Annotated in this window: 13 protein-coding genes; 4 read left to right on the top strand and 9 right to left on the bottom strand. The window is 59.8% G+C overall.

Annotated features, from left to right (window positions below; translation table 11 throughout):
- Positions 1 to 42: 42 nt before the first annotated feature.
- The 8 genes from N4R57_15710 to N4R57_15675 form a co-directional block, all read right to left on the bottom strand.
- Positions 43 to 969, bottom strand: a complete 927-nt coding sequence (locus tag N4R57_15710) for an FAD-binding protein (protein ID UYV36441.1) — start codon at positions 967 to 969, stop codon at positions 43 to 45.
- Positions 969 to 1,727 (bottom strand): electron transfer flavoprotein subunit beta/FixA family protein, encoded by a 759-nt coding sequence (locus N4R57_15705; GenBank protein ID UYV36440.1) that lies wholly within the window; start codon positions 1,725 to 1,727, stop codon positions 969 to 971. The genes N4R57_15710 and N4R57_15705 overlap by 1 nt, the downstream gene beginning before the upstream one ends.
- A 205-nt stretch (positions 1,728 to 1,932) precedes the next feature.
- Positions 1,933 to 2,520, bottom strand: a complete 588-nt coding sequence (locus N4R57_15700; protein UYV36439.1) for a hypothetical protein — start codon at positions 2,518 to 2,520, stop codon at positions 1,933 to 1,935.
- A gap of 279 nt (positions 2,521 to 2,799) precedes the next feature.
- Complete coding sequence (locus N4R57_15695) at positions 2,800 to 3,372, bottom strand: cob(I)yrinic acid a,c-diamide adenosyltransferase (protein ID UYV36438.1); 573 nt, start codon at positions 3,370 to 3,372, stop codon at positions 2,800 to 2,802.
- Between the two features lie 30 nt (positions 3,373 to 3,402).
- On the bottom strand, positions 3,403 to 3,600 hold the full coding sequence (locus N4R57_15690; GenBank protein ID UYV36437.1) for a twin transmembrane helix small protein: 198 nt from the start codon (positions 3,598 to 3,600) through the stop codon (positions 3,403 to 3,405).
- Positions 3,601 to 3,679: 79 nt separating this feature from the next.
- On the bottom strand, positions 3,680 to 4,507 hold the full coding sequence (locus tag N4R57_15685; protein UYV36436.1) for an SDR family NAD(P)-dependent oxidoreductase: 828 nt from the start codon (positions 4,505 to 4,507) through the stop codon (positions 3,680 to 3,682).
- A gap of 133 nt (positions 4,508 to 4,640) precedes the next feature.
- Positions 4,641 to 4,805 carry an SH3 domain-containing protein gene (locus N4R57_15680; GenBank protein ID UYV36435.1) on the bottom strand — a complete coding sequence of 55 codons (165 nt, stop codon included), beginning with the start codon at positions 4,803 to 4,805 and terminating at the stop codon, positions 4,641 to 4,643.
- Positions 4,777 to 5,244 carry a hypothetical protein gene (locus N4R57_15675; protein UYV36434.1) on the bottom strand — a complete coding sequence of 156 codons (468 nt, stop codon included), beginning with the start codon at positions 5,242 to 5,244 and terminating at the stop codon, positions 4,777 to 4,779. Before N4R57_15675 ends, N4R57_15680 begins: the two co-directional genes overlap by 29 nt.
- Before the next feature lie 414 nt (positions 5,245 to 5,658).
- On the opposite strand from N4R57_15675, the gene N4R57_15670 reads away from it, so the two are divergent.
- A complete protein-coding gene (locus N4R57_15670) occupies positions 5,659 to 8,115 on the top strand; it encodes a DNA topoisomerase IV subunit A (protein ID UYV36433.1) in 2,457 nt (818 codons plus the stop codon).
- 281 nt (positions 8,116 to 8,396) lie between these two features.
- Here N4R57_15670 and N4R57_15665 read toward each other — a convergent pair whose 3' ends face one another.
- Entirely contained in the window at positions 8,397 to 9,752 is a 1,356-nt protein-coding gene (locus N4R57_15665) for a cytochrome P450 (protein UYV36432.1), read from the bottom strand.
- Positions 9,753 to 9,869: 117 nt separating this feature from the next.
- Here N4R57_15665 and N4R57_15660 point away from each other — a divergent pair, with 117 nt between their 5' ends.
- The 3 genes from N4R57_15660 to tuf all read left to right on the top strand — a co-directional run bounded on the left by N4R57_15660 (position 9,870) and on the right by tuf (position 12,555).
- Positions 9,870 to 10,505, top strand: coding sequence for a hypothetical protein (locus N4R57_15660; protein UYV36431.1), 636 nt, complete (start codon positions 9,870 to 9,872; stop codon positions 10,503 to 10,505).
- Between the two features lie 75 nt (positions 10,506 to 10,580).
- A complete protein-coding gene (locus N4R57_15655; protein ID UYV36430.1) occupies positions 10,581 to 11,222 on the top strand; it encodes a hypothetical protein in 642 nt (213 codons plus the stop codon).
- Positions 11,223 to 11,379: 157 nt separating this feature from the next.
- Positions 11,380 to 12,555 carry an elongation factor Tu gene (gene tuf / locus N4R57_15650; protein UYV36429.1) on the top strand — a complete coding sequence of 392 codons (1,176 nt, stop codon included), beginning with the start codon at positions 11,380 to 11,382 and terminating at the stop codon, positions 12,553 to 12,555.
- Positions 12,556 to 12,603: the final 48 nt, after the last annotated feature.

Here is a 12,603-nt window from a genome sequence, read left to right as displayed (position 1 = left end):
TCTCTTATGTCGTAGGGTGGGGTTTCACCCCACCATCCCCCGTCAGAGCTTTTCGATCAGCTCTGGCACAGCGGTAAACAGATCCGCCACAAGGCCGTAATCGGCGACTTGGAAGATCGGCGCTTCCTCGTCTTTGTTGATCGCCACGATGATTTTCGAATCTTTCATACCAGCAAGGTGCTGGATCGCGCCGGAAATACCGACCGCGACATAAAGATCGGGGGCAACCACTTTGCCGGTCTGACCAACCTGCCAATCGTTCGGAGCATAGCCCGAGTCAACCGCAGCGCGCGAAGCACCAACAGCAGCGCCCAGCTTGTCAGCCAGTTGCTCGATCAGCTTAAAGTCATCTTCCGAGCCGACACCGCGACCACCGGATACAACCACACCAGCCGAGGTAAGCTCAGGGCGGTCGCTTTCGGCCACCTTGTCTTCAACCCAGCTCGACAGGCCCGGATCAGCAGCCGCCGACGCGGTTTCAACCGATGCAGACCCACCCTCACCAGCGGCGTCAAACGTCGATGTGCGGAAGGTGATGACCTTCTTGGCATCCGACGATTTCACCGTCTGGATCGCGTTCCCGGCATAAATCGGGCGCTCAAACGTGTTGGCATCGACAACGCCGGACACATCCGACAGCACCATCACATCAAGAAGAGCGGCCACGCGCGGCATCACGTTCTTGGCGTCGGTGGTGGCGGGGGCGACGATATGTTCGTAATCCCCGGCCAGCGCCACGATGGTCGCCGCGGTCGATTCCGCAAGACGGTGGCCGAGGCTCGCGTCTTCGGCAACCAAAACCTTGGCCACGCCGTCGATCTTGGCGGCGGCTTCGCCCGCCGCTGCGGCGCTTGCGCCCGCGGCCAAAACGGTGACGTCACCCAATGCCTTCGCGGCGGTGACGGCCTTGGCGGTGGCGTCCATCGCCAGTTCGCCATTGTTGACTTCTGCAAGAAGAAGAACTGCCATTATACTGCCCCCGCTTCCTTGAGTTTCGCGACAAGTTCGTCAACCGAACCAACGATTTCGCCCGCTTTGCGTGCTTCCGGCTCCGAGGTCGAAACGATCTCAAGGCGCGGTGTGACATCGACGCCGTAGTCGGCGGCGGTTTTCTCATCCAGCGGCTTTTTCTTGGCCTTCATGATGTTGGGCAGCGACGCATAACGCGGCTCGTTCAGGCGCAAATCAACCGTCACAATGGTCGGCATCTTGACGCTGATCGTTTGCAAACCGCCATCAACTTCGCGGGTTACTTTTGCGCTGTCGCCCTCGATGTCGAGCTCGCTGGCAAAAGTCGCCTGAGACCAACCGAGCAGGGCGCTCAGCATCTGACCGGTGGCGTTCATGTCGTTGTCGATCGCCTGTTTACCGGCCAGAACAACGCCGGGCTGTTCTTCTTCAACAACCTTGGCCAGGATCTTGGCCACGGCAAGCGGCTCAATATCGGTGTGAACGTCATCGGCAGCCACAACCAGAATGGCGCGGTCCGCACCCATGGCCAGCGCCGTGCGCAGGGTTTCCTGCGCTTGCTTCACGCCGATTGAAACGGCGACCACTTCATCGGCCTTGCCCGCTTCTTTGAGGCGGATCGCCTCTTCGACGGCAATTTCGTCGAACGGGTTCATCGACATTTTCACGTTGGCAAGATCGACACCGCTGCCATCCGCTTTGACGCGGACTTTCACGTTATAGTCAATCACGCGTTTGACAGGCACAAGCACCTTCATTCTCGTGGTCTCCTTCAGCTTGTTCATGGTCGCCCGGTCGGACGATTCCAGCTCTCCCGGCCTGTGTTACAGGCTACGCTCGCGCGGAAACAGGGTAAAATCGTCATGTTAGCGCCAACCGACGCCGCGTCCGCCAAATTCTGGCATCGTTTTCGGCGGCATCTGGCCGCATGACGAAACGGAAACCACCCTTACGAGAGGTGGCCTAAGCGGCCCTTTCAAAGAAAACCTCACCGGGCAGGAACCCCGCCCGAATCGCCGCCGCCCAGCCCGGCTCGTGCGAATTGGCGCTGCCAATCATGGCCAGCGCATCACCGGAAAGCGACAGGCCCGTCAAAGCGGGCTTGAACGCCGCACGCACCGCGCCCCAACCCGCATCGAGCGCAGGCGACGCGATCGCTCCAGCAAAGGGCAGGGCGCTAACGTCGCGCAATTCTTCCAGAAAATCCTGCGCCGCTTCGGCCTCCGGGGCGATGGCAAGCAGATGGCAATTGCGCAACCGCGCCAGCTTTTCGCGCTCCACATCCGGCAACCGCAAACGCCGCTCCAACCGCAAGCCCATGCCGCCCGGCGTAAACACCAAGGCCCGCGGATCGCGTCCGCTCGCCAGCACCAGCGCGTTATATTGGCGATAGCTCAGCCCCAATTCCTCGGCACGGCGCATGCGCATCCTAAGCTGGGTTTGCGACAACGCAGGCCCTTTCAGCCCCGCCTTGGCTTGCTGCCAACGCCGTATCCGCCCCCTGCGGGTGGCATCATCTTGAGAGTTGTGGCCGATTCCAATGGTGCGCATGACAGCAAGATTAACCCCAAGCCGATGCCGCAACAAGAGACGCGCTCAGACGGCTCCCACCCTGTTTACCGTGGCGTTTGTCGCACCGTTTGCGCGGCCCACCCCGCCGTCTTCGCGCGTCTCTGTGGGGACAGAATTTGCGACGGTTCGGGTTTGGGGCAGGGGGGAGTGAGGGCTTATTGGAAAGCCGAAAGCCGTTCAGCTGTTCGCACCCGCCCTAGTGGGGCCGGGGCTCCGCCCTTCCGGTCGCCGGTCCGTCCGCTGGACGGCCTGCCGCTTTCAGCGGTTCGCGCCCGGAACCCAAAGCACGTCTGATTTGCCGTCATCATTGGCCATGCGGGCGGCAACAAAGAACCAATCGCTCAACCGGTTGAGGTATTTGATCGCGGCGGCGTTCACCTCTTCGGTTTCGCTCAGTTCCACGGCCAGCCGTTCGGCGCGGCGTGCCACCGTGCGGCAGAGGTGGAGATGGGCGGCCAAAGGCGTCCCGCCCGGCAAGATAAAGCTGCGCAGCGGTTCGAGCACGGTGTTCATCGCGTCGATTTCGCTTTCCAGCCGTGCAACCTGTGCATCGACCATGCGCAGCGGCGGATAGTCTGCGTCTGCGTCTTTCGCCATATCGGGACGGCAAAGATCAGCGCCGAGGTCGAACAGATCGTTCTGAATACGCGCCAGTGCCGCATCGACATCGCCCTCGGCGTGCAAGCGGGCAAGGCCGACAGTGGAGTTCAACTCGTCCGAGGTGCCATAACTCGCCACCCGCGCGTCATGCTTGGCCCGGCGCGTGCCATCGCCAAGCGCGGTATCGCCCTTGTCGCCGGTGCGGGTGTAGATTTTCGACAGAACAACCATTCTGCGCCTCCTTTATCAGCGGAACCAGATTTATGAGCGGAACCAGACGAACAGCAGGATCAGCGCAATTGCCACCGCCTGTGCCGCGATGCGATAGCGCATGATGCGATTGGCGTGCTTGCGGTTGAACTCACCACCCTTGGCAAAGCCGCCAACCCCGATCATCAGGATCACCAGCACGCCCAAACAGGCGAGCGCCACCACCCAAAACAGCGGATCATCGGCCATGTGATTTCCTTTCAATGACGTGTCTGCCCCCTGATGTAGGGGGTGTGAGCGCAAATGCGAAGGGGAGTTTTGTCGCGCCCTAGCCTTTGGCGATCATCCAGTCGAGCACGCGGGTCGGCAGCAAACGCCGGGCAAGCCCCATCAGATGGGTCGCCCCTGTGACGTAATAACGCGGCCGTGGGCGGCGCGATTCCAGCGCATGGATCAGCTTTTTCGTAACCGCGCCGGGTTTCAACTCAAAGAAATCCGCGTCTCGTTTTTCATACAAGCGCGCCAGCAGGTCGGCCTGATACTGCTCAGCGCGCGCGCTGGATTTCCAATCCACCCAACGCTCGAAATGCGGGATCGAATTCTCGCGGATTTTTGTCGAAATCGGGCCGGGGTTGAGCGTGATGACATGGATCGGCGTATCGCGCATCTCGATCCTGAGCGTATCGGTCAGCCCCTCAAGCGCGAATTTCGTCGAGGCATAGGCCCCGCGCCAGCCCATCGGCACCAGCCCCAGCACCGAGGAGCAATTCACGATCCGCCCATGCCCCTGCGCGCGCATCACCGGGATCACATAGCGGGTCAGCTCGTGAAGGCCGAAGAAATTTGTCTCGAAAACCTCGCGCAACGCCTGCGCCGGCAGGTCCTCGACCGCGCCGGGCAGGGCGAATGCGCCGTTGTTATAGAGCGCATCAAGCGTGCCGCCCGTGGCCTCAAGCACATCAGCCAGCGCATTCACGATGCTATCGGCATTGGCATAATCGAGCTGCACCGCCTCAAGCCCCTCGGCCTTGAGGCGCGCGACATCCTCGGCCTTGCGACAGGCCGCAAAGACGCGCCATCCCCGCGCCGCCAACCCTTGGGCCGCGTCATACCCGATGCCCGATGAACAGCCGGTGATCAGAATGGATTTACTCATGAACCTTGCCCTGCGTGTTGCACTATTGCGCGTTGGTAGTGCATCTTGCCCCGTGGCCGCAACTGCAAGCCCCAAAGCAAAACCCCGGAACAACGCCGGGGTTTTCTCAATCTTGTTGGTTGTCGGCTCTGGCCTAGTTCGCAGCGACCAGCAGGAAATCTGCCATCCAGCCTTCTTCGCCGGTATCAACAACCCGAAGCTGGACCCAGCCGGTGCCATTATCCTGCGTCACCTCAACCTCGGTGCCTCGGGTCAGCTTACCGACGACGCTATGCTCCTTGCCGGGGCCCGAGCGCATGTTCACGCGGTTGGAGGCGACTTTGCGCAGGTCCCTGAAACTGATCCTGACGCGGGTTCGAGCCGATAGCGGTCTGGCTTACGGCGGGCTTGGGCTTGTGCGTGGTCGATGCGGCGGCGACAAGCTTGGCAATTTTGCTCGGATCAGCGGCAACAGTTGCCACGTTGCTGGTGTCGTTCACGACCCCTTTGATCACAAGGCGCACACGGTCGTTGCGCACCGGCTCGGCTCCGGTCGAGGCAAGAATGATCTTGGCGTCACCCTGCGGAGTTACAGCCGTGGCCGTGTTGCGCGGCAGGTTGGATTTCGCCACCGGCTCCGCCGCCTTCAAAGCAGCTTGCTGGCGCGAGCCTTCGCGCGGCGCATAATCCGATCCGCCGCTTAGCTGATAGAAACCAACTATCAGAAACCCGAACGTCACAATGATAAACCGCCACATTTGCGCACCCCTTTAACTCACACGTCGCTTTGATCTTGTCCAATGCTCGACATATTACACGATTCGCAACGTTCTTTGCGGGGAAGTGGTTCCGATTTTTCCCTGTTAGGTGCGATTTACCCACCTCAACAGGCGAAAGCGGGGTGATATGTGTCAAATTAGTTTCGGTTCCCTCTTTCTGCCCTGCGGCATCGCGCCGGGGCAAAGGCGAGGTTTCCGACCGCGAAGGGGGGCGGCATAGCGGATTCGCCCCCATTCCCCATCAACGCCCGGATCAACACCCGGATCAACGGCTGGCTCAGGCACGCCATCAAACCTCGCCTGCACCTGATCTCCTGCTATGGGCGCGGATGGCGGCAGAGTTTCGATTTATCCCTGTTGCAGGTGTCGCGCGAAACGATTTAAAGAACGTGCATGAGCGATTTGCTGGATGATCCAAACGACAAAGGTACGCAGGTTTCCGAACCGCTGAGCCGCGCCATTGGCGACCGGTACCTGACCTATGCGCTCTCGACAATTATGCACCGTGCTCTGCCGGATGCGCGTGACGGGCTCAAACCCGTCCACCGCCGCATTCTCTATGCGATGAGCCGCCTGCGGCTGACCTCAACCGGCGGCTTCCTGAAATCGGCCAAGATCAGCGGCGACACGATGGGTGATTTCCACCCGCATGGCGACGCTGCGATCTATGACGCGATGGCGCGGCTGGCACAGGATTTTGCCGTCCGTTACCCGCTGGTCGACGGGCAGGGGAACTTCGGTAACATCGACGGCGATAACCCGGCGGCCTCGCGCTATACCGAAGCCCGCATGACCGCCTTTGCCGAGGCGCTGCTCGAAGGGCTGAACGAAAACGCGGTCGATTTCCGGCCCAACTATGATGGTCGCCTCGAAGAGCCCTCGGTGTTGCCGGCGCAATATCCCAACCTGCTGGCCAATGGCTCCGCCGGAATCGCCGTGGGCATGGCGACCAATATCCCGCCGCATAACATTGACGAGCTGATCGGCGCCTGCCTGCACCTGATCAAAACGCCGGATGCCCGCGACGACACGTTGCTCAATTACGTGCCCGGACCGGATTTCCCGACCGGCGGCGTCATCGTTGAACCGCACGAGAATATCGCCCAGGCCTATCGCACCGGGCGCGGCTCGTTCCGGCTGCGCTGTAAATGGGAGATCGAAGACCTCGGGCGGGGGCAATGGCAGATCATCGTCACCGAGATCCCCTATCAGGTGCAGAAATCCAAGCTGATCGAGAAGATCGCCGAGCTGATACAGCTCAAGAAAATCCCGATCCTTGGGGATGTGCGCGATGAATCTGCCGATGACATACGCCTCGTGCTGGAGCCAAAGTCAAAGAACGTGGACCCCGATGTTCTGATGAACATGATGTTCCGCAACTCCGACCTTGAAACGCGGTTCTCGCTCAACATGAACGTGCTGATCGACGGGGTTACGCCCAAGGTCTGCTCGATGAAGGAAGTGCTGCGCGCCTTCCTCGATTTCCGCCGCGAGGTGCTGATCCGGCGCTCACGCTATCGCATGGCGAAAATCGACAACCGGCTCGAAGTTCTGCAAGGGCTGATCACCGCCTTTCTGAACCTCGACCGCGTGATCGACATCATCCGCTATGACGACGACCCCAAAGCGGCGCTGATGTACGAAGACTGGTCGCGCCCGCATCAAGACACCATTCCGCGCGCTCAGGATGACGCGGATTATGTCTCGCCGCTGGCCGGGGTGGATGTCTCGAAACTGGCGCTCATCGCCGACGAAGAGGCGGTGGCCACCGGCGTTTTGGTCGAAAGCGATGACGGCACCCGCGCCATTCCGCACAGCTTTGCAGGCCGTGAAAACGGCCTCTCGGATGTCCAGGCCGAAGCCATCCTCAACATGCGCCTGCGCAGCTTGCGCCGCCTTGAAGAGGACGCGCTGGTCAAGGAACGCGATGCGCTGATGGAAGAACGCGCCAACCTCGAAGACCTGCTCGAAGGCGAGGGGCTGCAATGGGACCGAGTCGCAGATGAACTCAAAGAGGTGCGCAAAACCTTTGGCGCCGGGCATGTGATCGGCAAACGGCGCACCGTCTTTGCCGAAGCCGCCGAAGTCGAAGACGTGCCGCTCGAAGCGATGATCGAGAAAGAGCCGATCACCGTGGTCTGCTCGAAAATGGGCTGGATCCGCGCCATGTCAGGCCACATCGACCTCGAGCGCGAGCTGAAATTCAAGGACGGCGACGAGGGCCGCTTCCTGTTCCACGCCGAAACGACGGACCGGCTGCTCCTGATGGGCAGCAACGGGCGGTTCTATACGTTGTCCGCCGCCAACCTGCCCGGTGGGCGCGGCATGGGCGAACCCGTGCGCCTGATGGTCGACCTGCCCAATGAGGCCGAGATCGTCACGCTGTTCATTCACCGTCCGGGCGCCAAGCTTCTGATTTCCTCTGCCGAGGGCAACGGTTTTGTCGTGCCCGAAGACGAAGTGATCGCGCAAACCCGCTCTGGCAAACAGGTGCTCAACGTCAAAGACACGGTGGCCTCGGTCTGCAAACCGGTCACGGGCGACCATGTCGCGATCTGTTCGCTCAATGGCAAGTTTTTGGTGTTCCCGCTTTCGGAGCTGCCCGAAATGGGCCGGGGCAAAGGCGTGCGCTTGCAGAAATACAATCAAGCCCGCGGTCGTCAGGGCGCATTGGAACTTGATGGCGGTTTGGCCGATGTCACCACCTTTGCATGGGACGAAGGGCTAAGCTGGGAAATGGGCGGCGGCAAAACGCGCCACGAACCGGATATGAGCGAATGGCTCGGCAAACGCGCCGGCGTCGGCAAACGCCCGCCCTATGGCTTCCCGAAAGATTATAAATTCAGCTAATCGGATTTTGTCGCAAAATCCGACCTAAAATCCGTCACGGATTTTGGCGCACACCTCACTGTCTGGCGCATATTTTTCCGCGACGGAAAAATAACCGAATTCCGCGACGGAATTCGCCTCCGCTACATGCGTCCATCTCATTCTTGAATCGCGCGGTCACCCGCACCGTGCGCCGCATTAACTTAATGGCGCGTAAACACATTCAAGAATCGGATGTCATACGCATTGCAGCCGGAAGTCAGCCGGGAGTCACCCCCTCGAAACCTCTGCCTTTTGCTCCGTTAACCAATTGCCTCCGAGGTCAGCCAAACCCCGCCCTCCGGGCGCAGCGTCAGGATCATAACCGGCTTGGGCGCACGCCCCTCCACCAGCCGAAATCGCCGCTTCGCCAGCAGCGTCGCCAACACGATCACCGCCTCCTGAACCGCAAAGCTCGCGCCGATGCAAATCCGCGGCCCATCCCCGAACGGAAGATAGGCATAACGCTCTATCCCCTTGCGATCTTTGAACCTTTCCGGCTTAAACGCATCCGGTTCGTCCCACAAAAGCCGGTTCCGATGCAGCGCATAAATCGGGATCATCACCGTATCGCCCTTGCGCACTTCGCGCCCGCAAAGCTCATCCGCCGCCTGCGCAGTGCGCGACAAAATCCCCGCCGGCGGATAAAGCCGCAGGGTCTCATCCACGATCATCCGAATAAAAGGCAGCGATTCCAGATCATTAGCCGTTGCCACGCGCCCCTCTAACACCGCCTGCGCCTCGCTTCGCGCCCGGTCCTGAACCTCTTGATCAAAGGCACAAAGATACAGCGCCCAGCTGAGCGTCAACGCCGTGGTTTCATGGCCCGCAACGATAAAGGTCAAGAGGTTGTCGCGCAGTTCCTCGGTGTTCATTTTTCGTTTTGTTTCAGGGTCTTCCCCTTCAAGCAGCAAGTCCAAAAGATCGGGAACCTCGCCCGGTTCCCCGGCCTTCCTCGCCTCGACCGACGTATCGGCCAGCGCCTTCATATCCTTCACCGGTCGCCCCGACAGAATGCGCCCCGGCCTCGGTACCCAATCCGGCATCCCCAAAATGTCGAATAGCGACAGCCGCCCGACTGCGTCAATATAGGCGTCGATCGCCTTGTGAACCTCCTCGGGATCAAACTGCGATCCTTCGGAAAAGGTAACGTTCCCAATAACTTCGAAGGTTGCGCGCACCATCTCTTCATACATGTCCACGGCGCGCCCGCCTGCGGCTTCGATCCGCTCAAGACTGTGCTCAGCGGCCTTGCTCATCACCGGGGCCAGGCCGGTGACGTTGCGATGCGAAAACGCCGGCGCCGCCGCGCGCCGTTGCCAGCGCCAATGCGCCCCTTCCGCAATAAAAAGAGAGTCGCCGATTGCGGGTTTCAGCAGGTTCTTCGTCACCAGAGATTTCGGATAATTTTCTATATTTTCCAGAAGCATACGCCGAATGGCCGCAGGGTCCATCACCATATGCCAACGGGTCGCCGTGCGCCCCGAAACCATCGGCTGCGTTGTTGCGATTTCTGGTAAAATCTCCAACAAATTGCGCCGTGCCGCATTCAGCGAGGCCAAGACCCCCATGGGTTCGGTCACCAAAGGCACATGAACAGGTATCGCGGCAGCACTCATTTCAGGCCCTCCACTGTGGCCCTTTCAATATAGGCCCGCCGCCCGTTCATTCAATTGATTGCGCCCACCCCTTTGCTGGGCTATTCCGGTGCGATAAAACTCGCTTGGGGTCTGCCAATGTTCCGCACTGTTTTCCTGTTGATTTCTCTTGCATTCGTCGTGGCCTGTACCAATGCCAACGACCTAGATAAGGGTCCGGTTCCATTGGGAAATTTCTCTCTTGGCCATAACGTGGTAGTGGCTCCCAAGCTGACCAAGGGACCCGCCTCGCGTGAGGCAGACAAAGACCAGTTTACCAAGATGATGCAAGAGGCGGTCGAAGAGCGGTTCGGGCGTTATGAAGGTGACAAGCTCTATCATTTCGGGATCAGCCTCGAAGGGTATGTGCTGGCCCAGCCCGGCATCCCGCTGGTGGCCAGCCCCAAGTCCATTCTGATCCTGAACCTCACTGTGTGGGATGATGCAGCTGGCAAAAAACTCAACCCCAAGGTCGAGCAAATCACTGTAATCGAAAGCTTTTCTGGCGGTTCGCTTGTCGGTTCCGGCTATACCCAGTCGGCTGAGGAACAGATGCGCGGCCTGACCCGCAATGCCGCCAAGCAAATTCAGAACTACCTCGTGCGTCAAAACTACAAAGAAGGCTGGTTCAAGCCGAAGCCGGGCGACCCGGCCCCCAAACCGTCAGAGCCAGTGGCGGCCAAAACCACCGCGCCCGAACCGGTCGCGCCCGTAATCGCACCAGAAGAAGAATAGTCAAATCACCCTGTAAGTCACTATAACAAAGTGATTTTAACAAGGTCTGATTGACGTCTTCAAAAGGAGCGAAATGTGAAAAGCACAGCGTTGAAACTTCTGATCCCGGCGTTTTTGGCGGCGTGTCAATCGTCGGGCACCGGCCCGACGGACCCGTTTGCAAAGACCAGCCAACCCATTCCCGAGGCGCAATTCAAAAATGGCACGCGCACAACGACGCCCGCTGCACCTGCTGTCAAACCCGCCACGAAAGCCGCACGTGCGCCGATCCAATCTCTGATCAAAGTTGTCGATGTGAGGGTCGATGTTTCGGTCGCCTCAAATAGATCAATCCGTGGTTTCACCTTCTCCGATGATCAGGCGGAAGCGATTTTGAAACAAGGGGTTAAGTCCTCTCTGCGCCCTTTGTCGACCGGCGCGACACGCGTAGCTCTCACCCTTCGGGTTGAACGGCTTTACATTCCAAACCCGGGGGCAGGGGCCCTTCTGGGCAGCAACTATCCTCATGCGGCGGCGATTGTACAAATGGTTGATGCCCGAACCAACGCGCCGATCGGCGTCGCGTTCAAGGTCTCGGTCGGGGGAGCCAAGGCAGCCGGGGGAGAGTTCCGCCCCGGCCTGATCGGCGCAGCCATGCAGGATGGCGAAGCGGGTGACTTTAACAATCTGGCGCGCGCGCTCGGAGATCAGATTCTCAAATCGGTTCTAAAGCGGTAGCGCTAAGCAGCTAACAGGACGCGACGAACACAGATTTTTCATGCGTCACAAGTGGATCGGACCCTTGATTTCCGCCTCCGAACCCAATAAATCCCGCGCGGAGTGAAACTTGGCTGCCATCAGAAATCAGCAGCCGCAGCAAAGGGGCGCCGCACGCATGGCTAAGGAAAAGTTTGAACGTAACAAACCGCACGTGAACATCGGCACAGTTGGTCACGTTGACCACGGCAAGACGACACTTACGGCGGCGATCACCAAGTATTTTGGCGATTTCAAAGCGTATGACCAGATCGACGGCGCGCCCGAAGAGAAGGCCCGTGGTATCACGATCTCGACCGCGCACGTTGAGTATGAGACCGAGAACCGTCACTATGCGCACGTTGATTGCCCCGGCCACGCTGACTATGTGAAGAACATGATCACCGGTGCGGCGCAGATGGACGGCGCGATTCTGGTGTGTTCGTCGGCCGATGGCCCGATGCCGCAAACGCGCGAGCACATCCTGCTCGGCCGTCAGGTTGGTATCCCGGCGTTCACCGTTTACATGAACAAAGTTGACCAGGTTGACGACGAAGAGCTGCTCGAGCTCGTCGAAATGGAAATCCGCGAGTTGCTGAGCTCCTATGAGTACCCCGGCGACGATATCCCGATCGTAAAAGGCTCGGCTCTGGCCGCGCTCGAAGGTCGTGACCCGGAAATCGGCGAAAACTCGATCCGTGAGCTGATGGCTGCGGTTGACGACTACATCCCGACGCCTGAGCGCGCCGTGGACCAGCCGTTCCTGATGCCGATCGAAGACGTGTTCTCGATCTCGGGTCGTGGGACCGTTGTGACCGGTCGTGTTGAGCGTGGCGTGATCAACGTTGGTGACGAAATCGAAATCATCGGCATCCGCGACACCACCAAAACGACCTGCACAGGCGTTGAAATGTTCCGCAAGCTGCTTGATCGCGGTGAAGCGGGCGACAACATCGGCGCACTTCTGCGTGGTATCGACCGTGAAGGTGTTGAGCGCGGGCAGGTTCTCTGCAAGCCGGGCTCGGTGACACCGCACACCAAGTTCGAAGCCGAAGCCTACATTCTGACCAAAGACGAAGGTGGCCGTCACACGCCGTTCTTCGCCAACTACCGTCCGCAGTTCTACTTCCGTACCACGGATGTGACCGGGACAGTGACTTTGGCAGACGGCACCGAGATGGTGATGCCGGGCGACAACGTGTCGTTCAAGGTTGAGCTGATCGCACCGATCGCCATGGAAGACGGTCTCCGCTTCGCCATCCGCGAAGGCGGCCGCACCGTCGGCGCCGGCGTCGTCGCCAAAATCATCGAGTAATCGAGGCGGGGGCTCCCCCGTTCCAGTAAAATCGAAGGCCGCCCTGAT

Source organism: Rhodobacteraceae bacterium D3-12, assembly GCA_025916135.1.
In the GTDB taxonomy this organism is placed as follows: Bacteria; Pseudomonadota; Alphaproteobacteria; order Rhodobacterales; family Rhodobacteraceae; genus JAKGBX01.
Note: the sequence above shows the minus strand (reverse complement) of the source record. Positions and strands in the feature narration are given on the sequence as shown.

Coding starts and splice junctions, on each gene's coding strand:
- N4R57_15680 (UYV36435.1), bottom strand. CDS start 4,805: ATGCGCTCGGGCCCCGGCAAGGAGCATAGCGTCGTCGGTAAGCTGACC.
- N4R57_15660 (UYV36431.1), top strand. CDS start 9,870: ATGTTCCGCACTGTTTTCCTGTTGATTTCTCTTGCATTCGTCGTGGCC.
- N4R57_15700 (UYV36439.1), bottom strand. CDS start 2,520: ATGCGCACCATTGGAATCGGCCACAACTCTCAAGATGATGCCACCCGC.
- N4R57_15695 (UYV36438.1), bottom strand. CDS start 3,372: ATGGTTGTTCTGTCGAAAATCTACACCCGCACCGGCGACAAGGGCGAT.
- N4R57_15670 (UYV36433.1), top strand. CDS start 5,659: ATGAGCGATTTGCTGGATGATCCAAACGACAAAGGTACGCAGGTTTCC.
- N4R57_15705 (UYV36440.1), bottom strand. CDS start 1,727: ATGAAGGTGCTTGTGCCTGTCAAACGCGTGATTGACTATAACGTGAAA.
- tuf (UYV36429.1), top strand. CDS start 11,380: ATGGCTAAGGAAAAGTTTGAACGTAACAAACCGCACGTGAACATCGGC.
- N4R57_15690 (UYV36437.1), bottom strand. CDS start 3,600: ATGGCCGATGATCCGCTGTTTTGGGTGGTGGCGCTCGCCTGTTTGGGC.
- N4R57_15675 (UYV36434.1), bottom strand. CDS start 5,244: ATGTGGCGGTTTATCATTGTGACGTTCGGGTTTCTGATAGTTGGTTTC.
- N4R57_15665 (UYV36432.1), bottom strand. CDS start 9,752: ATGAGTGCTGCCGCGATACCTGTTCATGTGCCTTTGGTGACCGAACCC.
- N4R57_15685 (UYV36436.1), bottom strand. CDS start 4,507: ATGAGTAAATCCATTCTGATCACCGGCTGTTCATCGGGCATCGGGTAT.
- N4R57_15710 (UYV36441.1), bottom strand. CDS start 969: ATGGCAGTTCTTCTTCTTGCAGAAGTCAACAATGGCGAACTGGCGATG.